This is a genomic window from Arthrobacter sp. AL12 (assembly GCF_029960645.1).
GTDB lineage: Bacteria > Actinomycetota > Actinomycetes > Actinomycetales > Micrococcaceae > Arthrobacter.
Genome location: NZ_JASBQY010000003.1, coordinates 273,834 through 297,121 on the forward strand (window position 1 = coordinate 273,834; position 23,288 = coordinate 297,121).

General features: G+C 68.2%; 22 protein-coding genes, 1 tRNA gene and 1 pseudogene. 14 read left to right on the forward strand and 10 right to left on the reverse strand.

What is annotated here, in order from left to right; translation table 11 throughout:
• The first annotated feature begins 67 nt into the window (after nucleotides 1-67).
• Both guaA and QK291_RS05710 read left to right on the forward strand, forming a co-directional pair.
• On the forward strand, nucleotides 68-1,657 hold the full coding sequence (guaA, locus tag QK291_RS05705; RefSeq protein WP_282379917.1) for a glutamine-hydrolyzing GMP synthase: 1,590 nt from the start codon (nucleotides 68-70) through the stop codon (nucleotides 1,655-1,657).
• Nucleotides 1,658-1,930: 273 nt separating this feature from the next.
• Nucleotides 1,931-6,031, forward strand: coding sequence for an AAA family ATPase (locus tag QK291_RS05710; protein WP_282379919.1), 4,101 nt, complete (start codon nucleotides 1,931-1,933; stop codon nucleotides 6,029-6,031).
• A gap of 79 nt (nucleotides 6,032-6,110) precedes the next feature.
• On the opposite strand, the gene QK291_RS05715 is transcribed toward QK291_RS05710, so the two are convergent.
• The 3 genes from QK291_RS05715 to QK291_RS05725 all read right to left on the reverse strand — a co-directional run bounded on the left by QK291_RS05715 (nucleotide 6,111) and on the right by QK291_RS05725 (nucleotide 8,095).
• Complete coding sequence (locus QK291_RS05715) at nucleotides 6,111-6,692, reverse strand: RcpC/CpaB family pilus assembly protein (RefSeq protein WP_348994559.1); 582 nt, start codon at nucleotides 6,690-6,692, stop codon at nucleotides 6,111-6,113.
• 359 nt (nucleotides 6,693-7,051) lie between these two features.
• Nucleotides 7,052-7,309 (reverse strand): FmdB family zinc ribbon protein, encoded by a 258-nt coding sequence (locus tag QK291_RS05720; protein WP_282379922.1) that lies wholly within the window; start codon nucleotides 7,307-7,309, stop codon nucleotides 7,052-7,054.
• A 147-nt stretch (nucleotides 7,310-7,456) separates the two neighbouring features.
• Nucleotides 7,457-8,095: a 5-formyltetrahydrofolate cyclo-ligase gene (locus tag QK291_RS05725; protein ID WP_282379925.1), complete on the reverse strand. Its 639-nt coding sequence runs from the start codon at nucleotides 8,093-8,095 to the stop codon at nucleotides 7,457-7,459.
• Nucleotides 8,096-8,194: 99 nt separating this feature from the next.
• On the opposite strand from QK291_RS05725, the gene galU reads away from it, so the two are divergent.
• From galU to QK291_RS05780, 11 genes are all read left to right on the forward strand, one after another.
• Nucleotides 8,195-9,112, forward strand: coding sequence for a UTP--glucose-1-phosphate uridylyltransferase GalU (galU, locus tag QK291_RS05730; RefSeq protein WP_282379927.1), 918 nt, complete (start codon nucleotides 8,195-8,197; stop codon nucleotides 9,110-9,112).
• A gap of 5 nt (nucleotides 9,113-9,117) precedes the next feature.
• Nucleotides 9,118-9,738, forward strand: a complete 621-nt coding sequence (locus QK291_RS05735) for a GNAT family protein (RefSeq protein WP_282379928.1) — start codon at nucleotides 9,118-9,120, stop codon at nucleotides 9,736-9,738.
• 116 nt (nucleotides 9,739-9,854) lie between these two features.
• Nucleotides 9,855-10,841: a hypothetical protein gene (locus tag QK291_RS05740; RefSeq protein WP_282379930.1), complete on the forward strand. Its 987-nt coding sequence runs from the start codon at nucleotides 9,855-9,857 to the stop codon at nucleotides 10,839-10,841.
• 120 nt (nucleotides 10,842-10,961) lie between these two features.
• Nucleotides 10,962-11,762 (forward strand): NAD(P)H-binding protein, encoded by an 801-nt coding sequence (locus QK291_RS05745; protein ID WP_282379931.1) that lies wholly within the window; start codon nucleotides 10,962-10,964, stop codon nucleotides 11,760-11,762.
• Nucleotides 11,763-11,808: 46 nt separating this feature from the next.
• Nucleotides 11,809-11,881, forward strand: a tRNA-Ala gene (locus tag QK291_RS05750).
• A gap of 273 nt (nucleotides 11,882-12,154) precedes the next feature.
• Nucleotides 12,155-12,694: a PadR family transcriptional regulator gene (locus tag QK291_RS05755; RefSeq protein WP_282379932.1), complete on the forward strand. Its 540-nt coding sequence runs from the start codon at nucleotides 12,155-12,157 to the stop codon at nucleotides 12,692-12,694.
• Nucleotides 12,695-12,699: 5 nt separating this feature from the next.
• On the forward strand, nucleotides 12,700-14,412 hold the full coding sequence (locus QK291_RS05760) for an AarF/UbiB family protein (protein WP_282379933.1): 1,713 nt from the start codon (nucleotides 12,700-12,702) through the stop codon (nucleotides 14,410-14,412).
• Nucleotides 14,413-14,448: 36 nt separating this feature from the next.
• Nucleotides 14,449-14,916, forward strand: coding sequence for a GatB/YqeY domain-containing protein (locus tag QK291_RS05765; protein ID WP_282379935.1), 468 nt, complete (start codon nucleotides 14,449-14,451; stop codon nucleotides 14,914-14,916).
• Between the two features lie 179 nt (nucleotides 14,917-15,095).
• Nucleotides 15,096-16,199, forward strand: a complete 1,104-nt coding sequence (locus tag QK291_RS05770; RefSeq protein WP_282380009.1) for a class I SAM-dependent methyltransferase — start codon at nucleotides 15,096-15,098, stop codon at nucleotides 16,197-16,199.
• A gap of 59 nt (nucleotides 16,200-16,258) precedes the next feature.
• Nucleotides 16,259-17,851 carry an ABC-F family ATP-binding cassette domain-containing protein gene (locus tag QK291_RS05775; protein WP_282379937.1) on the forward strand — a complete coding sequence of 531 codons (1,593 nt, stop codon included), beginning with the start codon at nucleotides 16,259-16,261 and terminating at the stop codon, nucleotides 17,849-17,851.
• Between the two features lie 87 nt (nucleotides 17,852-17,938).
• A complete protein-coding gene (locus QK291_RS05780; RefSeq protein WP_282379938.1) occupies nucleotides 17,939-18,253 on the forward strand; it encodes a hypothetical protein in 315 nt (104 codons plus the stop codon).
• A 58-nt stretch (nucleotides 18,254-18,311) separates the two neighbouring features.
• On the opposite strand, the gene QK291_RS05785 is transcribed toward QK291_RS05780, so the two are convergent.
• The 6 genes and pseudogenes from QK291_RS05785 to QK291_RS05810 all read right to left on the reverse strand — a co-directional run bounded on the left by QK291_RS05785 (nucleotide 18,312) and on the right by QK291_RS05810 (nucleotide 21,201).
• Complete coding sequence (locus tag QK291_RS05785; protein ID WP_282379940.1) at nucleotides 18,312-18,575, reverse strand: hypothetical protein; 264 nt, start codon at nucleotides 18,573-18,575, stop codon at nucleotides 18,312-18,314.
• Nucleotides 18,576-18,744: 169 nt separating this feature from the next.
• Nucleotides 18,745-18,864: pseudogene (locus tag QK291_RS05790) on the reverse strand (AarF/UbiB family protein); the annotation flags it as partial.
• Nucleotides 18,865-18,866: 2 nt separating this feature from the next.
• Nucleotides 18,867-19,100: an AarF/UbiB family protein gene (locus QK291_RS05795; protein WP_282379959.1), complete on the reverse strand. Its 234-nt coding sequence runs from the start codon at nucleotides 19,098-19,100 to the stop codon at nucleotides 18,867-18,869.
• Between the two features lie 343 nt (nucleotides 19,101-19,443).
• Nucleotides 19,444-19,590, reverse strand: a complete 147-nt coding sequence (locus tag QK291_RS05800) for a hypothetical protein (RefSeq protein ID WP_282379961.1) — start codon at nucleotides 19,588-19,590, stop codon at nucleotides 19,444-19,446.
• A gap of 41 nt (nucleotides 19,591-19,631) precedes the next feature.
• Nucleotides 19,632-20,627: a magnesium/cobalt transporter CorA gene (corA, locus tag QK291_RS05805; protein WP_282379963.1), complete on the reverse strand. Its 996-nt coding sequence runs from the start codon at nucleotides 20,625-20,627 to the stop codon at nucleotides 19,632-19,634.
• A 76-nt stretch (nucleotides 20,628-20,703) separates the two neighbouring features.
• On the reverse strand, nucleotides 20,704-21,201 hold the full coding sequence (locus tag QK291_RS05810) for an Lrp/AsnC family transcriptional regulator (protein WP_282379965.1): 498 nt from the start codon (nucleotides 21,199-21,201) through the stop codon (nucleotides 20,704-20,706).
• A gap of 180 nt (nucleotides 21,202-21,381) precedes the next feature.
• On the opposite strand from QK291_RS05810, the gene QK291_RS05815 reads away from it, so the two are divergent.
• The gene (locus QK291_RS05815; RefSeq protein WP_282379967.1) at nucleotides 21,382-22,620 is read left to right on the forward strand and encodes an MFS transporter; all 1,239 of its coding nucleotides are present in this window, start codon (nucleotides 21,382-21,384) and stop codon (nucleotides 22,618-22,620) included.
• An 80-nt stretch (nucleotides 22,621-22,700) separates the two neighbouring features.
• Here the strand turns inward: QK291_RS05815 and QK291_RS05820 are convergent, their stop codons facing one another.
• On the reverse strand, nucleotides 22,701-23,207 hold the full coding sequence (locus QK291_RS05820; RefSeq protein ID WP_282379968.1) for an Lrp/AsnC family transcriptional regulator: 507 nt from the start codon (nucleotides 23,205-23,207) through the stop codon (nucleotides 22,701-22,703).
• Nucleotides 23,208-23,288 lie beyond the last annotated feature (81 nt).

The window sequence follows — 23,288 nt, forward strand, 5'->3', positions numbered from 1 at the left end:
GCCGTTCCGGGGCCCGCGGAGGCTTCTCAATGTGCGGGCGGACGGCGCCGCAAAGTAGTCTAGGACGGTGACTACTCCCTCTGCATCCCAGACGTCCCACAAGCCCGTGCTGGTTGTTGACTACGGTGCCCAGTACGCGCAGCTGATCGCCCGCCGCGTCCGGGAAGCGAATGTGTATTCGGAAGTGGTTCCGCATACCTACAGCACCGAGCAGCTCCTGGCCAAGAACCCCGCCGCGATCATCCTCTCCGGCGGTCCCGCGAGCGTCTACGCCGAAGGCGCCCCCAGCGTCGGCGCGGAGCTGTTCGAAGCCGGCATCCCGGTCTTCGGCATCTGCTACGGCTTCCAGGCCATGGCCAACGCCCTCGGCGGCAAAGTGGCCCAGACCGGGCTCCGCGAGTACGGCGCGACCGAAACCACCACCATCGGCGAGGGCCGCTCCATCCTGAACGGCATGCCGCAGCACCAGAGCACCTGGATGAGCCACGGCGACTCGGTGCATGAGGCCCCGGAGGGCTTCGAGGTCCTCGCGACGACGGCCGGGGCCGAAGTCGCCGCCTTCGCCAACGAGGAAAAGCGCCTCTACGGCGTGCAGTGGCACCCGGAGGTGAAGCACTCGGCCTACGGCCAGCAGGTGCTGGAGAACTTCCTGTTCAAGGGCGCCCGGCTGGAACCGAACTGGACCGCCGGAAACATTCTCGAGGAGCAGGTCGACCGGATCCGCGAGCAGATCGGCGACGCCCGGGTCATCTGCGGCCTCTCCGGCGGCGTTGACTCCGCCGTCGCCGCAGCCCTGGTCCAGCGTGCCGTCGGCGAGCAGCTGACCTGTGTGTTCGTGGACCACGGACTGCTGCGCGAAGGCGAAGCCGAGCAGGTCGAACGCGACTTCGTGGCCGCCACCGGCGTCAAGCTCTATGTCGCCAACGAGCAGGAGCGATTCCAGGCCGCCCTGGCCGGCGTCAGCGACCCCGAGACCAAGCGCAAGATCATCGGCCGCGAGTTCATCCGCGCCTTCGAGGAAGCCGAGCTGGCGATCATCGCCGAGGCGGCCGCGCACGGGGAGAAGATCAAGTTCCTCGTGCAGGGCACCCTGTACCCGGACGTCGTCGAATCCGGCGGCGGCGAAGGCGCAGCGAACATCAAGAGTCACCACAACGTGGGCGGACTGCCGGAAGACCTGCAGTTTGAACTCGTCGAACCGCTGCGCGCCCTGTTTAAGGACGAGGTCCGGGCTGTCGGCGCCCAGCTGGGCCTGCCGCAGGAAATCGTGGGACGCCAGCCGTTCCCCGGACCGGGCCTCGGCATCCGGATCGTCGGTGAAGTCACCAAGGAGCGGCTGGACCTGCTGCGCAAGGCGGACGCCATCGCGCGGGCGGAACTGACCGCCGCCGGACTCGACAACGAGGTCTGGCAGATGCCGGTCGTCCTGCTGGCCGATGTCCGCAGCGTCGGCGTCCAGGGCGATGGCCGCACCTACGGCCACCCGATCGTGTTGCGCCCGGTCTCCTCCGAGGACGCCATGACGGCGGACTGGTCGCGGCTGCCCTACGACCTGCTGGCCAGGATCTCCAACCGCATCACCAACGAAGTGGACGGCGTGAACCGAGTCGTGCTCGACGTGACCAGCAAGCCGCCGGGAACCATCGAGTGGGAATAGCCCGGTAACGGGTTAGTCGGAATGGCCGGTCTCCTGGGGAGGCCGGCCATTTCCCGTTGGCCCGGGACTGCCCGGGCGGACTCCGGCAACCGCACTGGGCGCAGACCGGCGAACCTGTGATTTCGGCCGAATTTGTTGCCCGCCAGTGTTGCGAAGACTCACCGGGGCCGGATTCGGGCTACCCTCGAATGCATGCCGGTATTGTTCAGGACGTCCCGCGCGAGCACGGAAAACGTGAGCAAAGTAAACGCGAGTACAGAAAAGAAGGCAGCAGTGTCAGTTGGTCAAGGCCACCCCGAGGGCTCCGAGGAGCTCAGGAAATGGCTGTCCGGGCTCAAACCCGTCACCGGAGCAGACACCATGCTGCGCTTCACCAAAACGCCTGAGGGCTCCATCGACCTGACCCACGCGCATCCGTCCGGACTGGCGCAGTTGATGGCCGGCCGGCGCACCAGGCTCTCCACCCTGATCCGCGACCAACAGCAGTACGTCGTCGCCGCGAGGGCCTCGCGCAATCTGCGGTCCAAGATCTTCGAACTCGCCAATGACCGCGGCATCGACGCGGGCTACTTCTCGGCCGGCACGGTGGTCTGGACCTCCGCCGTTGGGGGCAAGCCCCAGCGTGTGTCTGCCCCCGTCATGCTGGCCTCCATCTCCCTCACCGTGCGACCGGGCGAGGACGACTACGAACTGCAGCTCACCGAACAGGCCCGGATCAACCCTGCCCTGGTCCGGCACCTGAAGACCATCCACGGGATCGTCTTCGACGTCAACGCCGTCACCCGCATGGCGTACAGCACCGCCCGGTTTGATCCCCAGCCCGTCCTTGACCGCCTGGGCACGCTGATCGAGCCCATCCACGGCGCCGGCGTCGAGCACAACCTCCTGGTCTCCACGTTCGCGGACCTGTCCGGGAGTCTTGAGGATCCGTGGATCAACGAGAACCATCCCCTCGTCGGGGCGCTGGGGCGCGCGGCGGCCGGCGGGACCGTGGAGGTCCCCGAGCTCAAGGCCGGGCGCTTCCCGAGCACAGACGAGCGCGACCCGGCCGATGAGCTGCTGCTGCTCGACGCCGACGCCGACCAGCAGTACGTCGTCGACGCCGTCCGCGCCGGTGACTCGCTTGTGGTCAGCAGCCCGCCGGGGACCGGCCAGACCCAGACAGCCATCAACACCATCGGCGCCCTCGTCGATCAGGGCAAGACCGTCCTCGTGGTGGGGGACCGGCGCGCCAGCCTGGGAGAGATCTCCGCGGAGCTGGACACCCTGGGGCTGGACTCCACCCTGTTCCAGCTCGCCGGCAACACCACCCCGCTGCAGCTCAAGGGCCAGCTGGTCCGGGCCATCATGCGCAACGAAAAATCCCTGGAGCCACAGCTCCGCAACCTGCACACCACCCTGATCGAGCACCGCCACGCCCTCCGGGACCACGTCGCGTCGCTGCACAACGTCCGCCAGCGCTGGGGCTGCTCGCCCTACGAAGCCATGCAGTCGCTGGCCGGGCTGACTTCGATCCAGCCTGCCCCGGCCACCACGGTCCGGCTCAAGCGCAGCGTGCTGGACAACATCCGCGACCGCGAGGAACTCGCCGGCCGGCTCCACCGCGCCGCCGAACTGGGCAGCTTCAGCCGGTCCTCGACCACAAGCCCCTGGCACGGCGCCCGCCTCCTGACCCGCAAGGAGACCCAGGAAGCCCAGCAGGTGGCCCGCACGGTGGCCGGCAAGCTGCCGGAGCTGCGCGGACTAATGAACGGCGTCGCCGACCACGCCGAAATCCGCCTCGGCGGCACCTTCGCCGAGTGGGGCGACCAGGTGGAGCTGCTCGTCGCGGTCCGCGAGAGCCTCGACAAATTCACCGCCGATATCTTCGACCGCCCGGTCCATGACCTCATCTCCGCCACCGCAGCCTCCTCCTGGCGCCGCGAACGGAACATCGAGATGCCGTCCATGCAGCGGTCCCGCCTGCGCCGGGTGGCTAAGGAATATGTCCGCCCGGGCGTCCACATCGCCGACCTGCACAGCTCCCTGGTCCTCGTCCAGGAGCAGCGGGCCGCGTGGTCCGGCTACGCCACGACACAGCGCCACCCGGCGGTCCCGTCCGGCCTCGGCGAGATCATTTCCGTGTACCGCGAGCTGGAAACGGAGCTGGCCGAGCTGGGCCGGGCGGTCCAGCACACCGCCGCCGGCGGCGACCTGCACACCACGCCCTATGAAGAACTGATGGAGCGGCTGGAAAGGCTGGTCGCCGACACCGGAACGCTCGAGACGTTGCCGGAGCGGACGCTTCTGGTCGAAAACATGCGCGAGCATGGTCTCGGTGAACTGCTCGCCGACCTTGCCGAGCGTGAGGTGCCGGCCGAGTCGGTCGCCACCGAGCTTGAGCTCGCCTGGTGGCAGTCGGCGCTTGAAGCCATGATCAGCGGGGACGACTACCTGGCCATGTCCGACGGTGACGCCCTGCGCCAGCTCGAAGCCGAATACCGCCTCGCCGACAACGCCCACATTGCCAGCGGAGCGGCCCGGCTGCGCTGGCAGCTGGCCGAACAGTGGCGGGCTGCCATCGCGGAGCACCCGCGCCAGGCGGAGCTGCTGCGCAGCCTGCTCAAAGACGGCCGGGTAACGCTTTCGGCGCTGACCGGGCAGGCAGCGGAACTGCTGCCCATGCTGGTGCCGGTGTGGTCGGTGAGCCCGTATCTCCTGACGGCAGTCCTTCCCGTGGAGCAGAGGTTCGACGCTGTGGTCATCCTCGACGCCGAGGCGACGTCGCTGCAGGCTGTCCTGCCGGCCATCGCCCGGTCCAAACAGGTCATCGCCTTCGGTGACGACCGGATTGCCAGCCCGCGGACCTTCACCGTCAGCGTGGAGCGGCTCGCGGCTGGCGAGAGCTCCCACCAGGGTGTGGAGAGCGCCTACCAGGCACTGACGAACGTGTTGCCCACCTGGAGTCTGCGCACCGTCTACCGCGCCGTCGATGAAGACCTCGTGCGGCAGCTGAGCAAGGGCTTCTACGACGGCGGACTGCGCCGTTTGCCGGAGGGCCAGTCCGCGACCGGGCTGGACCGTGCCCTGACGGTGGAATACCTGCCGGACGGAACTGGGCTGCCCAGCGCCGACCAGGACGGCGTCGAATCCGTCGTGGCCGAGGTCAACCGTGCGGTGGAGCTTGTCTTCGAACACGCCCGGCTGCGGCCGCGGACGTCGTTGGCTGTCGTCACCGGCAGCCTCCGGCACGCAGCCCGGATCGGCGAGTCCATCCGGCTGCAGCTGCCCAATTACCCGATGCTGGCCAGTTTCTTCACCGCCGGCGACGAATCCTTCCGGGTGGTGGACCTGGAACGCGCCCAGGGACTGGTCCGCGACCATGTGATCTTCTCCCCGGGGTACGGACGCACCCCGCACGGGCGGGCGCTCCACAGCCTGGGACCGCTGTCCCTGGACGGAGGGCGGGCCAAGTTCGCCCTCGCCATGACACGGGCACGACGGTCGCTGCACGTGCTGAGCTGCTTCCGCCCCGAGGACCTCGACGTTACCCGGCTGAACAACGGCGCCGTCGACTTCTACGAACTGCTGAACCGTGAAATTGCGGGCAACTCCGATCTCGGCAGCCCGGCATCGCGGGCCGCCGCCAGCGAACAGGCCCTCGGGGCTGACCCCCTCGTGGCGGACCTCGGCGACCGCCTGCGGGCCCGGGGTGCCCGGGTCTGGCATCAGTACGACGGCGCCCTGAACATGGTGGCCGCCGCCGACCCGTTGAGCACCCTCGGACTGGACGACGCCGAGATTCCCCGGCCCGTGGCGATTGAGTCCGACGGCACCGAGCAGTACCGGCGGCTGACGGTCCGCGAACGCTGCAGGCTCCGCCCGCAGCTCCTGGAAAGACTCGGCTGGCGCTACATGCCGCTATGGACCATAGAGGTTTTCACCGATCCGTCGGCCTGCGCCGACCGCATCGGCGAATACCTGGGCTTGGAAAAGCCGGCCGCGACGCACCTGAAACCGGCCTCGCCCGGATTCTTCGATGACGACGTCGAGAACCTTGCCGTCAACGAGGCGCAGGCCTCGGAGCGGCGGGCCTCGTCCGGACAGCCGGACACTGCGCAGGAGTACAGAACAAATCAGGGCAGTGAGGAGGCCGGTGGCATGACTGCGGACGGCGATACCCGGAACCGGGGAGCGAGCCAGAACGATCGCGGCACCCATACCAGCGGCGAAGGCCGCGACCACGTGACGCAACCAGCCGCACCGGGGGCAGCCCCGGCCGGTGTGCTGCCGAACAAGGCCACCGAGGACGATCCGAGGCGCTGGGGCGACGAGCCCGGCGGCTACGACCACGACTCTTGGCTCGAGGAACAGAAGCCTCCGCACTGGGGCTGAGACCCTCCTCGGCCCGGACCGCATGGGAGTGGGATTTTGCGGGAGCCCCTGCCTGGGGGTCACCTGCCGGGCGGGTCGGCTAGCCATGAGCCGCCGCCACAAGAACAAAGAACAGCTTCCCCTGCGTGGAGGCACCGGCGAGGCGACCGGCCTGATCGGCGTCGGCAGCGACGACCAGAAGGCCGTCAGTCTCCCCGGTGGCCAGCCATTGGCCGTCCCCGTTGCCGTGTTCGGATGTCCACAGCACCGGAACCGCGGCGGCCAGCACCTGGGTAGCTGCCGGCTGGTCAAAGCCGTTGCCGGTGGTCATCACGACGGTGACGAGTTGCCCGGGGGAGAGCAGCTGGATCGAGGCGGGATCGGCCATCCGGAGTGGCACTGCGGCAGATCCCGGAGGGCTTCCCGCCAGCAGGCCGGGACCAAGGAGCTGGGCGTCAGACAGTAGTTGGCCCTTGCGCAGGGCCACCGCCAGCTGTTTGCCCTGCAGCGACTCGGTGCTGCCGTAGCTGCCGGCGGGCACCAGACCGCGCGGGACGCTCAGCGCCGTGAGGTCATCGGGGCCCAGTGTCTCCCCGGCCGGGAGGTCCCGTGCGGCGGCGAAAGCGGAGACCGTGAAAGCCGGGGCCGGCGTCAGCTGCTGGACCGTGAGACCCGCCGCCACGCACAGCAACAGCGCAACCGCCAGCCTCCTGTTGCGGGCCAGCCACCGGGCCAGCTGCCTGCGGGGAGCCTGCCGAGCGGGTCCTGGCCGGCGCCGCGGGCTTCCGGAGGTCGACCGGACTGGCTGGCGCCGACGGGGACCGCCGTTGCGCAGAACCGACAAAGGGTGCCACGCGCCACGAAAAAAGTCCCCCAGGATGACCTCAGGGACGACGCCTACGGACGGGACGGGAGGGGCAGGGATGGGCATAGCCCGACACTACGCACCGGCGTGGAAGCACGGCAGGCGGTCTTCGGGCTATGTGGACAAACGGCCCGCGCGCAATCGAACCGGGGCGGGCCGCGGCCCGCATGGAATGCCTAGCTGGCGGAAGCGGTGGCAGCCGCCGGAGTTGCGGCCGTGGCCGGCGCAGGTGCAGGGGAGACAGTGCTGCCCTTGGCGTCGCGGGAATCGGTCCGGTAGAAACCGGATCCCTTGAAGACGACGCCGACGCTGTTGAACTTCTTGCGCAGGGTCCCCTGGCACTCGGGGCAGGACGTGAGGGAGCTGTCGGTGAACGACTGCACGATCTCGAAGGCGTGGCTGCAGTCCTTGCAGGCATATGCATACGTGGGCACTGGAAATCCTCCTCTGGGACAAACGAGCAGGTCCCGTACTGCCCGGTGGGGACCGCAGCCGACATGTCCGTCGCCGCAATCCGCCCCTTAGCAGTCGCAGGGCCTGAGTGCCAATTCTATCACCCCTGCGGCGCGTCCTTTGATGAGCTACCGCGGCTGCAGCGGCAACAGGCCCGCCGGGGTCAGGGCGCCGGCCACCTTCCGATCAAAGGGCTCTGCCGGGATGCTGCCGGCGGGCAGGACCTCATCCTCGTACACGACGGCGGCGGTCGGCAGGGGCGGCAACAGCCCGCCGTCGGACGCCGGGGCCCCGGGCGGGAGGAAGGCGGCCAACAACGCCAGGACCTTGTCGTAGTAGCCGCCGCCCTGGCCGATCCGGTTGCCGGAGTAGTCGACGGCGGTGGCCGGCAGGAAGATGCCGCGCGTGTCCTGCATGACGGCAGTGCCGTGGCGTTCCCCCACGGGCTCCTGGATCGGCGCGTAACGGCTCCGGACAAATTCGGAGGCGGGGGTCCAGTACACCCAGCTCAGCGCCAGGCCGGGCTCGCAGACCGGAAGCAGCACCCGGTGCCCGGCCTCGTGCAAAGCTGCCAGCAGGGGAACGGTCGGTGGCTCGGAACCCACCCCAAGATAGGCGGCGAAAGTGCCCGGGCTGCCACCGGCCAGGCCGGTTGCCCAGGCAAGTCCGTGCCGCGCAATGCCCGCCCCGGCGCTCTCCAGCAGGGCCGGCGTCAGCTTGGCACGCCGGGCGCGGTGGCATCCCCGGATCTCTTCCTTCGACGCCATGCCCCTAATTCCCTCCGCGTGATGCAGCCCGGCCAACAGCGGTTCCCCTGGCGGCTCGAATGATTACCCAATGTTTGGTCCCTCCGTTAGATTAGTCCAGTGACTACACCCAACGCTCCCGTCCGCAAGGCCGTCATCCCCGCAGCCGGCCTCGGCACCAGATTCCTGCCGGCCACCAAGGCCATGCCCAAGGAAATGCTGCCCGTCGTCGACAAGCCGGCCATCCAGTACGTTGTGGAGGAAGCCGTTAAAGTCGGCCTGAACGACATCCTGATGATCACCGGCCGCAGCAAGCGGGCGCTGGAGGACCACTTCGACCGTGTCCCCACGCTGGAAGCCACCCTTCAGGCCAAGGGCGACACTGCCAAGCTCGAGTCCATCCAGGCGGCCAGCAACCTTGGTGACATTCACTACGTCCGCCAGGGCGATCCGATGGGCCTCGGTCACGCCGTCCTCCGTGCAAAGCAGCACGTGGGCTATGAGCCGTTTGCGGTCCTGCTCGGCGATGACCTGATTGACGCCCGCGACGACCTGCTGAGCACCATGATCGAGGTCCAGGCGAAGACCGGAGGATCGGTGGTCGCCCTGATCGAGGTTGAGCCCTCTGAGATCAGCGCCTACGGCTGCGCCGACATCGAAGCGATCGGCGGCGAAGAGTACGTCCGGATCAACCATCTGGTCGAGAAGCCTGATGTCAAGGACGCACCGTCGAACCTGGCCATCATCGGTCGCTATGTCCTCCACCCGGCGGTCTTCGAGGTGCTGGAACGCACCGCGCCCGGCCGCGGCGGCGAAATCCAGCTCACCGACGCGCTACAGGAGCTCGCCGCCGGCGACGGCGAGGGCTACGGCGTATACGGCGTCGTCTTCCGCGGCCGCCGCTACGACACCGGCGACAAGCTCAGCTACCTGAAGGCCTGCGTCCAGCTGGCCTGCGACAGCGACGACCTGGGTCCCGGCCTGCGGGAATGGCTGCCGGGCTTCGCCGCGAGCCTGGCTCCCACCCTGGCCAAGTAGCCCCGGTGGGGGGCAGCTTCCACTGGCCGGTGACGCTTGAAAGCGGCGACCTTGCGTTGCGCCCCATCCGCTACCGGGACCGCAAGGAATGGACCGAGGTCCGTTCCCGCAACAGCGAGTGGCTGGCCCCCTGGGAAGCGTCCAACCCCGTTCCCGGGGGCGGCCTTCCCGACTACCGCCACATGGTGCGTTCCCTCAAGGCGCAGGCCGCCCAGGCCACGGCCCTGCCGTTTCTGATAACCGAGCGGACCCCGGGCTTCCGGGAACCTGTCATTGTGGGTCAACTGACGGTCTCCTCCATCGTGTGGGGCTCGGCCATGATGGCCACACTCGGCTACTGGGTGGACAAGGACCGGGCAGGGCACGGCATCACGCCGACCGCCGTGGCACTGGTGACGGACTATTGCTTCCAGAACCTGGGGCTGCATCGGATGGAAATTAACATCCGACCCGAGAACGGACCCAGCCTCCGGGTCGTCGAGAAGCTCGGCTTCCGTGACGAGGGCTACCGACCGAGGTTCCTGCACATCAACGGTGAATGGGCCGACCATCGGAGCTTCGCACTGACCTCTGAAGAAGTGCCGGAGGGGCTTCTGGCGCGGTGGCAACAGGGCCGCCCCGCGTAGCCGCCAGACCCTTCCTGACCGGCCCTAACGTCATCAATCCAGTCAATTGACAGTTCCCCCGCGACACACCGGGGACAATGCGGCCGCGGACCCCGCATTGCTCATACGGTTTTGATGTGGATATCCCTCTCAGCAGCTCTGTCATCCTTGTCATTGCTGTTGCGCTCTGGATTGTGTGGGTTGCCCCCTACATGCTCCGGCACGGACGCCACCTGCTGCAGCCCGCGGGCGAGCTTGCGGCGGACTCCATCGATCTCGAAACAGCAGCCCCCCAAGCCGGGAACGTCATGAAGATGTCGGCCCAGCAGGAGAAACCCATGACCAGCACCCAGCGCACCGAGCCCGTCCCGGGAACCACCGGACCCGGGGGCGGCCCCAACATTGCAGCCACCGGTCCGGCGTTCAGAATCCGCTATGGCCGGTTGGCCCTCGCCCTGGCGGGTCTGCTCTCGCTGCTCACCGGCGTCGTCTCGGCGGCCCTGCGAATTTTCGGCCTTGGGTCACCCTGGCTGCCGTTCGCGGCGCTGTTCGGCGCCGCTGCCGCGGTCTTCATGCTCCGCTGGCTCGCCGTTCGGGACCGCCGCCGAAAAATGAACGATGCGTTCCGAGCGGCCATGAGCACACCGGTCCGACCGGCCGAATACGCCCCGGAGCGTGCCCCGCTGCGGGAGCCGGCGGGCGAGCCCCGCCAACGCGCCGAGAGCCAGCTCTTTGACGCCCAGGCCGACGCCGCCGAACGAAAGCCGGCACCCCGGCCCCTGACCGCACAGGAACTCCGCCAGGCGGCACTGGCGGAAGCCATGGCGTCGGGCGACACATCCGTCCGCGGCGCCGCGGGCACCCGCACCGCCGAAGGATCCAGCTGGGAACCGGTGGACGTCCCCAAGCCCACCTACGTCGAGGCGCCGAAGGCCGAGCGGGCCGCCCCTGAGCCGCTCGACCTGCCGGAAACCCCGAAGGCGGTTGGAAAACCGTCGCTGAAGCAGGGCCTCCCGCAGGCGCCGGCGGGCAGCCCCGGCGCGGACGCCGAGCAGAAGCCGTTGGGCAAGGCCCAGAGTGCCCTGAGCAACCTGGACGACGTCCTGCAGCGACGCCGGGCCTGAGCTTCGTTCTTCCGGCCCCGGGCAGCCAGCCATGGCTGCCCGGGGCTTTTTTTGCCCGCGGATCAGTGGCCGGCGCGTCCACGTCGCCCACGAACCCGGTGGGGGCGGTAGCCTCAGGGCATGACTCGAATTTGCGTTGCGGGGGGAACCGGCCAGGTCGGCCGGGAGGTGGTGCGGCAGGCCGTCGCGGCCGGGTTCGGGGTGGCGGTCCTCTGCCGGAATCCGCCTCCTGCCGGGGACCCCGCCCGGGCCGCCGGTGCGGAGTACTTTCCGGCCGATGTGACCACCGGTGTGGGGCTGGCCGCGGCGCTGGCCGGAGCCGACGTCGTGATCGACTGCCTGGAGGGGCGGTCCGGGAAGGCGCTGAAAGACTTCGCCGACGGCGGCGCCCGCCTGCTTGCGGCCGCACAGGACGCCGGCGTGGCCAGGGCAGTGGTGTTGTCCATCGTCAATTGCGACAAGAGCCGCTTCGGCTACTACAAGTCGAAGGCAGCCAAGGAACTGGTCTATGAGCGGTCCGGACTCGAGACCGTCGCGCTCCGCGCGACACAGTTCCATTCCCTCCTCGCAAGCACTTTTGCCGCCGGCTCGAAAATGCGGATCATCCCCGTGGTCAGGGGCGCCCGTTTCCAGCCGATTGCACCGGCCGATGTCGCGGCAGCCCTGCTCGAGGAGGCCCTGGAGCCCGCAACGGGACGCCGGCACAGCGTCAGGACCATCGGCGGCCCCGAGATTCACGGGATGGGGGAGTTCGCCCGGCAGTGGAAGGCCGCGACCGGTTCCCGTGCACGGCCGGTGCACCTGCCGCTGCCCGGTGCGATGGGAAAATACCTGCGCGCGGGCCTGAACCTGGTGCCGGAGGAACGCCACGCCGGTGAGACTTTCAGCGGCTGGCTGGCAAAGCACGCGGATAGTTTGTAGCCTAGGGACACCGGCAACGCCGTTCCTCCGGGACCGGCGTTGCTTCGGGGCTATAGCTCAGTTGGTAGAGCGCTTCGTTCGCATCGAAGAGGTCAGGAGTTCGAATCTCCTTAGCTCCACAATTTGCAGGTCAGCTTTCCGTCCATCACTTCGGCGATGCAGTTCTCGCCCGTGGCCGGCCAGAACTGGCCGGTGGCCATTGCGGCCAAAGACTCTGCCACTCCCGGTTCACTCAGGTGCTGCGCCGGTCGCTGGACACCAAGCCGCGGCCATGTCTCAGAGTTCTCTTTTCGGACCCTTGGGTAGGCCGGGAGCCGCTCTTGGTTTCGTGTCCTTAAGATGTATCGTTGACTATCGTTGTATATCGTTCGCGACTTTCTGAGGAGAGCAAGATGCGCAGTTCATACCCGGCAGGTGGATTCCGCGGCAACAATGTCGACAGCATGTGGGAGGCCGTTGAGGAGTTGCGTTCGAGGTTCGAGAAGCGCGCGGGTTCCCGCGCGGGGCGGGGCGAGGTGCGCTCGGCCGTGCTGGCCCTGCTCGCCGAGCGGTCGATGCACGGCTACCAGATCATTCGTGAAATCGAGGAGCGCAGCGGAGGCAGCTGGAAGCCCAGCGCGGGCTCCGTCTATCCCACTCTCCAGCTGCTGGCTGACGAGGGCCTCATCCGTGCCGAGGAATCCAACGGCCGGAAGATCTATTCGCTGACAGAAGCGGGCCGGGAGGCCGTAGCGGGTGCCGACGCGTCAGCGCCCTGGGACTCGACCGCACCGGCGTCGGCGGGGTTCGCGGCGCTGCCCAAGGCGGGCGTCGAGCTCGCACAAGCCGCGTCCCAGGTGGGCCGCACCGGCACGCCGGAGCAGGTGCAGGAAGCCGTGGCGGTGCTCAACGACGCGCGTCGCCGGCTGTACGCGATCCTCGCCCAGGGCTGACCGGGGTGACGTCGGCTCGCCGGGACCGCGCAGATCCGCTACCCCGCGGCGGGGCCTACCGCGCCCGTTACCGTCGCATCCTGCGCTTCGCCGCGTGGCATCTCGCGGTGACCTGGTGGTTTGAGCTGTTCCTTCCTCGTCTCGGGCTGGTGAGGGTTGCCGAGCGCACCAGGGCGAAGCGGATGCTGCTCTTCGCGCAGCGCTTCCATGTCATGGCAGTGGACCTCGGCGGTCTCATGATCAAGGTCGGTCAGTTCCTGTCCTCCAGGCTCGACGTGCTCCCGCCCGAGATCACCAAGGAGCTGGAGGGGCTGCAGGATGAGGTGCCCCCGGTGTCCTTCTCTGCGATCCGCACCCTCGCCGAAGCTGAGCTGGGCGCGCCGCTGGAACAGTTGTTTGCCTCGGTCGAGGAGACACCGATCGCAGCAGCGTCCCTCGGGCAGGCGCACCGGGCGCGGCTTCGCGCGGGCGACGCCGCCGACACCGGGCTTGATTGTGTTGTGCTCAAGGTCCAGCGGCCGGGCATCGACGCGATTGTCGACGTCGATCTGGCGGCGCTGCGCAAGGTCGCCGGCTGGCTCAGCCGGGTTCGCCTGGTGTCCGACCGGGCCGACATGCCCGCCCTGGTTGAGGAGTTTGCGGAGACCAGCCTGGAGGAGATCGACTACCTGCATGAGGGGGCGAACGCGGAGCGGTTCGCGGCTGAATTTGCCGATGACGCCCGGGTGGGCGTGCCCGACGTCGTCTGGGAGCGGAGCACCCGCCGCGTGCTCACGCTCGAAGACGTCACGGCGATCAAGATCACGGACACGGCAGCGCTGCTGGCCGCGGGCATCGATCCGGCGCAGGTTGCTCCCGTTTTCGCCTCGGTCATGTTCGACCAGATGTTCACGACGGGTTTTTTCCACGCCGATCCCCACCCCGGCAACATCTTTGTCACGCCGGATAACAGTCCATCCGCAGAGCGCCCCTGGAAGCTTACGTTCATCGACTTCGGCATGATGGGCGAGGTTCCGGCGAGCACGCGCAGCGGGCTGCGGAAGCTGCTCATCGCGGCCGCTTCGCGTGACGGCGAGGGGCTGGTGACCGCCATCCGGAACGTGGGTGTGCTGGTGCCCTCGGCCGACACGGTGGAGCTTGAGCGGGCAATGACGCACCTCTTCGCCCGCTTCGGCGGGATGGGCTTCGCCGAGCTTCGCGAGGTGGACCCCCGGGAGTTCCGGGACTTTGCGGTGGAGTTCGGCGACGTGGTCCGGTCCCTGCCGTTTCAGCTGCCGGAGAATTTCCTGCTCATCATCCGGGCCATGTCGCTGACCTCGGGAGTGTGCAGCTCGCTGGATGCACGGTTCAATCTCTGGGACTCGGTGGAACCCTACGCGGCGCAGCTGCTGCGCGACGAGCGCGGCAACATCGCCCAGGACGTGGCCCAGCAGGCGATCGACACCGCCGGACTGGCCCTGGGCCTGCCGAAACGGTTGGATCGGCTCCTGACCCGGCTGGAGGACGGTTCACTGGCGGTCGCCACTCCGCGCCTCGAGCAGCAGGTCAAGCGGCTGGACCGCACGGTGCAGCGGTCGGCCTCGGCCCTGGTCTTCGGTGCCCTGCTCATCGCAGGTTCCGTGGCCCGCGCGGATGACACGGTGCTCGGCAGCGTCCTCATGCTCGCGTCGGTGGTTCCGCTGCTGCACGGACTGTGGGCGGGGCGCAGCGGCCTCTGACAGCCCGATATCCTGTCCAGTGAGACGAGGAGAATCATGACCACCCTGAAAGAACAACTGCACGCCGACGTCGTCGGCCACATGAAGGACCGCAACAAGGTCGCGCTCACTACGGTGCGCAACGTCCTGGGCGAAATCGAAACCCGCGAGAAGTCCGGCAAGACCCCGATCGTGCTGGACGACGCCCAGGTGACGTCCCTGCTGCAGAAGGAAGCCGCCAAGCGCCGCGACACCGCCCGCATCTACACCGAGGCGGGGGAGGCCGAACGGGCCGCGGCGGAAATCGCCGAAGCCGAGATCATCGAGGCCTACCTGCCGCAGGCACTGACTGCCGCCGAGGTGGAGTCGATTGTCGACGAGGTGATTGCCGACCTCACCGCCGGCGGCACTGAATTGACGATGCGCCAGCTGGGCGCGGTGATGAAGCCGGTGACCGCCAAGGTCGCCGGACGCTTCGACGGCAAAGCCGTCAGCGAGATGGTACGCAGCCGCATCGCACAGTGACAGGACGCCCGCCTGTATCCTGAGAAGGTGCGTCCCGCCGCATACGTCAGTCTCCGATCCGCCCCTCGGACTCTGGGATTGGAACTCTTATCGCAACCGCCGTGCCGGATCAACCCCTGGCAGTCCCGACGCCCTCCCGCACGCCCCCGCAGGCAGCCGCGGAGGATGCCCCTGCCGTCGTGACGTGGGCAGAGGGCGGCCAGAGCAGGACCGCCCGCTGGCGGTCGGCGAACGGACGGCCTGCGCCCGCCCGCATCGAAGTGGTCACCGACTCGCTCACCGCCGATGAGGCGAACCGGATGGCGTCCCAGGGCACCGCGATGCTCTGGCAGGGTGATTTCCACAACGCGCGGCAGATCCTCAACGCCCTGGACCGGCGCGTGGGCTCCGGGAAGAAAAAGACCGCTCCCACCCCGGCCGATGAGTTCTACCGGCACCGCCAGTCCCGCTCGCACCGGGCACGCATTCTCGGCCTGCTGCTGGTTCCGCTTGACCCCGGACCGGCGGTGCCGCTGCGGCGGGCCCCGGATCTCCGGCAGGCCGCCGAGGAGGCCTACGGGGACATCGGCGAGCCTTCCGTGGTGTCGCTCCACGAACTCGTCGGGGCCATCGGAGCGCACGAGTGGCGAAAGAACGGCGTCTACGTCGAGGCCCTGCAGGACCGGATCCACCCGCACTACGGCACGTTCTTCCCGACCCGCAGCGAATACGTCGATCTGGTGGCCGCAGCTCCGCTGCCCTCCGACAGCCTGGCGTTCGACGTCGGCACAGGCACCGGTGTGCTCGCTGCCGTGCTCGCCCGCCGCGGCGTCCGCCGGGTGGTGGCGACGGACAACGAACCCCGCGCGATTGCCTGCGCCGGCGAGAATTTCCGGAATCTGGGCGTCCAGGACAGGGCAGAAGCGGTCCTGACCGACATGTTCCCGGCCGGCCGTGCGCCGCTCATCGTGTGCAACCCGCCGTGGATTCCGGCCACGCCGCACTCGTCCCTGGACAATGCCGTCTACGACCCCGGCAGCCGGATGCTGTTCCGTTTCCTGAACGAGCTCTCCGACCATCTGGAGCCGGGCGGTGAGGGGTGGCTCGTCCTCTCGGACCTGGCCGAGCACCTGGGGCTGCGGTCCCGTGCCGACCTGCTGGGCGCCGTCGGGGCCGCCGGGCTGAAGGTGCTGGAACGGTCCGACACCAGGCCAACCCACCCCAAGGCATCCGACCAAAACGATCCCTTGTTCGGTGCCCGGTCGGCCGAAGTCACCTCGCTGTGGCGGCTCGTGCCCCGTTAGTGCCGCGCTCCGCCGTGTGCCCCCTGCCGAACAGATCCTAAATCGAAAGAGAAATACCCATGAGCCTGATCCGGCTGCAAGATGTCAGCGTGCGCTTCGACAACACCCAGATTCTCCGGGAAGCGTTCTTCCGCCTCGAGACGGGCGACCGGGTGGGCCTGATCGGCAAGAACGGCTCCGGTAAGACGACCATCCTCAAACTGGTCCTCGACCAAGTGACACCGGACACCGGCACCGTCACCCTGGAACTGGGCACCAAGGTGGGCTACTTCTCCCAGTTCTCCGAACTCAACGGGGACGCCACGATTCTTGAAGTCCTCGACGCGCTTTTTACCGAGATCAAGGCGATCGAGGCCGAGCTGGCCGCCATTGACGCCGCCATCGCCGCCGACCCGGCGGACGCCGAACTCGACCGCCTCATCAGCCGCCAGGCCGAGCTGTTCGAGGACATGGAACGGCTCGACGGCTGGGACTACCCGCGGCGCATCGACACCGTCCTCACCACACTGGGCTTCGACGCGGCGCACCGGAGCTGCGCCATCGACGAGCTGTCCGGCGGCTGGCGCAACCGCGCAGCCCTGGCCAAAATCCTGCTCGAAGGCCCCGACGTGCTGCTGCTCGACGAGCCGACGAACTTCCTGGACGTGGCCGGAGTCGAATGGCTCGAAAGCTGGTTCCGGGACTTCAAAGGCGCCGCGATCATCGTCTCGCACGACCGGAAGTTCCTCGACGCCGTCGTCACCCGGATCATCGAGGTGGAAAACTTCCACCTGCACGAATACCCGGGCAACTTCGGCGAATACGTGGTGCAGAAACAGTTCCGCCTCAAGACCCTGGAACAGCAGTTCGTGCACGAATCGGAGCTCCTGGCCTTTGAGGCCGAGGGGATCTCCGACCGCCGCGAGGCGGCCAAGGCCGCCAGCAGCGGGCTGGGCAACCAGCTGGCCAAAATCAAGAAGTCCCGCACACCCCGCCCGGTCGACCAGATCGTCACCGAGATCTACGGCGGCCTGCACGTAAAGGACGTCCTCTGCAGGGTCGAGGGACTGGGCAAGTCCTACGGCGAAAAGCTGCTGTTCGACGGCCTGAGCTTCGAGATCCGCCGCGGCAACCGGATCGTGGTGCTCGGCTCCAACGGCAGCGGCAAGTCCACGCTTCTGAAGGTCCTGACCGGCGAAGAGCGTGCCGATTCCGGCGAGGTGGCCTGGGCCAAGGGGCCAGGCTTCGTCTCCTACAACCAGATGCTCGAGGACCTCGACGACGCCGACACCGTCTCGCACGCGGTCAACGCGCTGCCTGACAGCCTGGCGTTCAGCGCCACGAAGAAGTCCGTCAACCGGTTCCTGGCGATGTTCCAGTTCTCCGAGGCGGACCTCAAGCAGAAGATCGGGAACCTCTCCGGCGGGCAGAAGGCGCGCGTCGCGATGGCGCAGTGCCTCCTGTCCGGTGCGTCGGTCCTGCTGCTGGATGAGCCGACCAACCACCTGGACATGTCCAGCACCCAGGTCATGGAACGCGCGCTTGTGCACTTCCCCGGCGCCGTTGTGGTGGTCAGCCACGACCGGTTCTTCAGCGAAAAAATCGCCAACCGGCACCTGGTGTTCGGCGCCGACGGCGCCGCGCCGGGCGAAATCGACGTCCGCGCCGCGTAGGGCCGGTCAACCCAGACAGCTCGCGGGGAATGTGACCGCACGTCATCCGGACCCCCTCAACCGCCGTGTCCGCGGGATAATGGAATCATGACCGAACAGGACCAGGACCGCGACCCCTGGGAGGAGTTCGACCGGCTTAGCCCGGCGGGACCTGACAAGGTGGCGGGGTACCCCGGGGGTGAACCCGTGGGCTTCGGCTTCCGCACGGGCGTCCGCAGCGCGAAGGTAGCCATCGGATTCGCCGTCTACGCCCTGACCCTGGGCACGATCCTCGTGGTGGTCGGCGCCGTCGTCTTTATCGGCGAAAGCCAGTGGCTGCTGCTCGGGCTGATGGTGCTGATCGAGGCGGTGTTTGTCCTGGCGTTTCGCCGGCTGGTCGCGCAGGCCCGGCGGCGCCGCTGAAGCCCAGACGCCGCCGCAGCCCAGAAGCCGCTGAGCGCCCAGGCGTAGTGCGGCCGCGCTATTTCCGGTGCCGGGAGGTCAGGGCCAGGTAGACCCCCAGCGCGCCGACACCGCCGATTCCCGCGGTGAAGAGGGTCTTCGGCCAGTTCCGCCAGTTCTCCGGCTGGGCGGACACCAGTTCCCCGACGGCGTTGATCAGGGCGGCGGTGATCAGTCCGGCGACGATCCGGTTCCCGGTCTTCTCCGCTTTGTCCATCAGCCGGTCCAGCTCCTCGGCCCGGAAGTGAATGTCGATGCCTCCGCGCTCCAGGACATCCACCACCCGGCGCATGATCTCCGGCGCCTCCGTCCCGAAGCGCAGGGCCCAGGTCCGTCTGCAGCCCGCCGAAGCGGCCGCCTGCCTGCGCCCCGCACAGGCGGACCAGGGCCGTGGTCAGCCGGGCGGCGTCCTGGTCCACGACGGCGACCAGCATCCTGACCAGCTGGTCACGCGCCGAGTCGCCGATGTGGCCGACCATGCCGAAATCGATGATGCCCAGCCGCCCATCCGCCTCCACGAAGAAGTTTCCCGGATGCGGGTCAGCGTGGAAGAACCCGTCCTCGAACACCATCTTCAGCGGGACGTTGCAGGCCGCCGGGCCAGCTCCCCGGCGTCGATCCCCGCCTCCCGCAGGGCGGCCGCGTCGTCGACTTTGATGCCACGGATCCGCTCCAGTGTCAGGACCCGGGCTGTTGTGGTGTCCCAGAAGACCAGGGGGATGTGGACGCGGCCGTCGCCGGTGAAGTTCGCGGCGAAGTGCTCCTCGTTGACCTGGGCCACGACGCCGGGCCGGCGCACTTTGACCACGACGTCGATGCCCCGGCTGCCGGGGGCCGCGGCACCGGGGATGCCTGATGCAGCCTCCTCCGGGTCCAGAGTGATCCGGCCGCAGTGGGCCTGGCCGATGGGCCGGTGGCGAGGGGGGTGTCGTCGAGCGACGCGAGCAGCCGGTCCGCTGCGGTGCCGAGCTCCTCGGTGATGACGGCGCGGACCTCGGCGGCTGCAATGGGCGGGGACGCGTCCTGGAGTTTGGCAAGCTCGGTGGCGTACTCCGGCGGAAGCACGTCGGTGCGCGTCGACTCGATCTGGCCGAACTTGATGTAGACGGCGCCCAGGTCTTCGAGCGCGAGCCGGACGCGCACCGGCAGGCTCAAGCCCGGGGCGGACGCCGGCGCCGCGCCGCGGCCCCGTCCGCGGGCCGGACCCGGTCCAGCCCAAGGGTCCCCAGCGCGAAGCCCAGCCCATGCCTCGTCAGGGTTTCCACGATGTCCCGGAACCGGTCCCGCCGTGCGCTCATGACGCCAGACTACACTCGGGTCCGCCAGACGGATCCGTCCGTCAGAGCCAGCCCTTCCGCTTGAAGATGCCGTACATCAGGGCGGCGGTGGAGCCCATCAGCCCGATGGCCATCGGGTAGCCGTAGCTCCACTGCAGCTCCGGCATCCCGTCAAAGTTCATGCCGTAGATGCCCGCCACAATGGACGGGGCGAAGAAGATGGCCGCCCAGGACGAGATCTTCTTGACCTGCTCATTCTGCTCGGCGCTGGCCTCGTTCTGCCGGTTGGCCGTCAGCGTGCCGTCCAGGGTGAGGGCGTTCTGCAGGAGGTCCCGGAAGGAATCGGCACGGGAGATCAGCCGCTCCACGTGGTCTTCGACGTCGCGGAGGTTGTGCTGGAGCTCGGGTTTCACTTCATATTTCTCGAAGCCGCCCCGGAGCAGCTGCATCATGGCGGGGAGCGGATGGATCGCGCGCTGGAACTGGATGACTTCGCGTGCCAGTTCGTAGATCCGCCGCGAGACCGTGGAGTCGCCGCTGAACAGCTGGTCCTCGATCTCATCAATGTCGTTCTCCAGGCCGGACACGACAGGTACGTAGTCGTCCACCACCTGGTCCATCAGGGCGTATAGCACAGCCTCGGGGCCGTGGCAGAGGAGGTCGGGGCGCTTCTCCATTTTTCGCCGCACCTGTGCCACCCCGCCGGTTTCGGCGTGCCGGACGGTGACGACGAAGTTCTTCCCGGTGAACACGTGGAGTTCACCGAATTCCACGGTTTCCGTCGCGTCGAGGTACCGCGCCGGCCGCAGCACCGTGAAGAGGATGTCGTCGTAGCGTTCGAGCTTGGGGCGCTGGTGGGCCGAAATGGCGTCTTCCACGGCGAGGCTGTGCAGCCCGAACTCCGCGGCGACAGCGGCCATTTCAGCCTCCGTCGGCCGGTACAGTCCGATCCACGCCATCCCGCCGTGCCGGCTCAGGGTCTCAAAGGTCTGCTCGAGGCTCTGCGGCTCGGCGCTGCGCACGCCGTCAACGTAGACGGCGTTATCGATGATAGTCACGGGCTCATTATCCAGTCTTCTGTGGCCGTGGCCGCCCAGGACGGGCCGCCCCCGGGGTGAGGGCCGGGCGGACGGGTCACGAGGACCTGGCCGGTGCCAGCGAACTGCCCTGGGCCAGCCGGCTGATCAGCGGTTCGGTGCGGTACTGGATGTGGGTGTGCAGGGCCAGGACGGTTTCGGTCCGGATGACGCCCTTGATCCGGAGAATGGAGCGCAGCGCGGCCTGCAGGTTGTGGGTGTCGGTGGCCACCACGCGGCACCACACGTCGCCGCGTCCGGAGATCTCGTGGACCTCCAGAACCTGCGCGATCAGGCGCAGGGCTCCCACGACACCGTCGAGCTCCCGGTGGTTGACCTCGATCGTGACGAACGCGACGACGTCGTAGCCCACCGCCTCAAGATCAATCTCGCGGCCGCCGTCGTGCAGCAAACCCGAACGCTGCATGCGCCGGACGCGCGACTGCGCAGTGTTACGGGCAACGCCCAGTTTTTCGCTGAGGTCGCCGATCTGGATCCGCGGATCCCGGATCAGCTCCAGCAGGATTTTCAGGTCGGTGGGGTCCAGGCTGTTCAAATCGTCACTCCGGGTCACTTGGGCGGCGGCTGATTGATTGTTTTGATCAATTTTGGCACGGAATTTGGCTGCAACAAGCAGCAATGCAGCATTCTGGGAGTATCGAATCAGAACGGGCTGGCGATTCCCCATCGGGGGGAAGGCGCGGCCCGCTTTCATGCAAGGGGCAAGGGCAAGGTCATGACGGTCTTCAGCGAACTTCGCATGCGCCCCGCCACGGCAGACCGCTGGGGCTGGGACGCTTCCACCACGGCACGGCTGGTGATGGCCGGCGTCGTGATCTTCACGCTGCTGGTCGGCGCGAATCTGGCCACGCCGCTGTACCCGCTGCTGCAGGCCAAACTGGGCATTACCGCCTTCGGTGTCACGGTGGCCTTCTCTGCCTATGTCCTGGCGCTGGTGGCGACCCTGATCCTGGCCGGCCACTGGTCAGACCACATCGGCCGCCGGGCCGCGCTGGTCCTTGCCGTGCTCGTGGGACTGGCAGGCGGCTCCGTTTTTGCCGCGGCGGACACACTGTTCGCGCTGTGTGTCGGCAGGGCGCTGCAGGGCATTGCGGTGGCGCTCGCCACCGGCGCCAGTTCGGCGGCCCTGCGGGAACTGCTGCCCAGCCGCCCCGAGTGGGCCTCGCGGTTCACCCTGCTGGCGTCCGCCGGGGGCGTGGCGGCCGGCCCGGCCATCGGGGGAGTGCTCTCGCTGCTGCCCGGGCCCACCACCACGCCGTACTACCTGCATTCGCTGGTCCTTGCCGCGCTGCTGGTCCCGCTGTACCTGCTGAAGGCCCGTCCGGCCATTACGTCGGTCGCGGGTCCGCAGCCGTTGCGTGTGCTGGCGCCCCGCCGGCCGTCGGTGTCCAGCGAGGCGCGCGGCGCCTTCTGGCTGGCGTCCTCGGTGGGGTTCCTCAGCTTCGCCGTATTCGGCTTCTGCCTCTCCCTGGCGCCCAGCTATTTCGCCCAGATCGTTCACGCCGATTCGCGGCCGCTGATCGGCCTGCTGGCGGGACTGACGCTCGGGTCCTCCGCGCTCAGTCAGCTCCTCGCCGTGCGGGGCCGCTTTGTGGTGCCGATCGGACTGGGCATGCTCGCCGGGTCGGTGCTGCTGATCGCCGCGGCCGCCGCCTGGAACAGTCCCTGGCTGCTCATCCTCGCGAGCATCACCGCCGGTCTGGGCCAGGGTGTGTCCTTCCGGACCGTCTTCAACGACGTGGCCGGGAAAGTCGAGCCTTCCCGCCACGCCCAGATCATCAGCACGGTCTACGTCATCACCTACCTCGGCAGCGCCATTCCCGTCATCGGGCTGGGGCTCGCCGCCGGCGTCGTCGGCCTGCAGGCGGCGGTCGCCGGCTTTGTGGTGCTCTGCTCGATCGCCGGGATCACCCTCGCCGCCATCACGCTGCGCGCGGCGCTGCGCCGCGCCTGAAGGTCCCCGTCGGAGCCGGAACGGCGCCGGCGTTGAAACGGCGACTGAAGGTCCCCGCCGGCGTTGAAACGGCGCCGGCTCTAGTCGGGCAGCGGGCTCTGGTTGCCCTGGATGTGGTCGAACACGAGGGTGGTCTCGGTGTGCCCCACCACCGGATCCGTGGCCAGATTGTCCAGCACCCAGTCGCGGAGGTCCTCGGTGGTGGCGACGGCGATGTGCAGCAGATAGTCCACCGAGCCCGACGTGTGGAATGTCGAGAGCACGGCCGGGAGCTTCGGGACCCGGGCCGTGAAGCGGTCGATCTGTTCCCGGTCGTGCGCTCGGAGCCTGACGGCGATGAGGGCCTGCACGGAGCGGCCGATCGCGGACAGGCTCAGCTTCGCCTCGAAGCCCTGGATGATCCCGCGCTCGGAGAGCGCCCGGGTGCGCATCAGGGCCGTGGACGGCGCGATGCCGACCAGCTCGGCCAACTGCTTGTTGGAGATCCGGGCGTCGGCCACGAGTGCAGCGAGCAGGCGCTCGTCGATAGCGTCCAGCGGCTCGCCGGCACCCGCTCCCGGCCGAAGATTCTTCGCACTGCTACTCACGGATCCTCCTTGATGGGTTGTCAGTTCATCATAAACGGCGAATTCCGACACTTCCATTCGCGGGGCCTACAAAACTCCGAA

Coding starts and splice junctions, on each gene's coding strand:
- QK291_RS05725 (WP_282379925.1), bottom strand. CDS start 8,095: ATGGCGTCGAAGGAAGAGATCCGGGGATGCCACCGCGCCCGGCGTGCC.
- QK291_RS05745 (WP_282379931.1), top strand. CDS start 10,962: ATGACTCGAATTTGCGTTGCGGGGGGAACCGGCCAGGTCGGCCGGGAG.
- QK291_RS05755 (WP_282379932.1), top strand. CDS start 12,155: ATGCGCAGTTCATACCCGGCAGGTGGATTCCGCGGCAACAATGTCGAC.
- QK291_RS05765 (WP_282379935.1), top strand. CDS start 14,449: ATGACCACCCTGAAAGAACAACTGCACGCCGACGTCGTCGGCCACATG.
- QK291_RS05775 (WP_282379937.1), top strand. CDS start 16,259: ATGAGCCTGATCCGGCTGCAAGATGTCAGCGTGCGCTTCGACAACACC.
- QK291_RS05780 (WP_282379938.1), top strand. CDS start 17,939: ATGACCGAACAGGACCAGGACCGCGACCCCTGGGAGGAGTTCGACCGG.
- QK291_RS05800 (WP_282379961.1), bottom strand. CDS start 19,590: ATGAGCGCACGGCGGGACCGGTTCCGGGACATCGTGGAAACCCTGACG.
- QK291_RS05815 (WP_282379967.1), top strand. CDS start 21,382: ATGACGGTCTTCAGCGAACTTCGCATGCGCCCCGCCACGGCAGACCGC.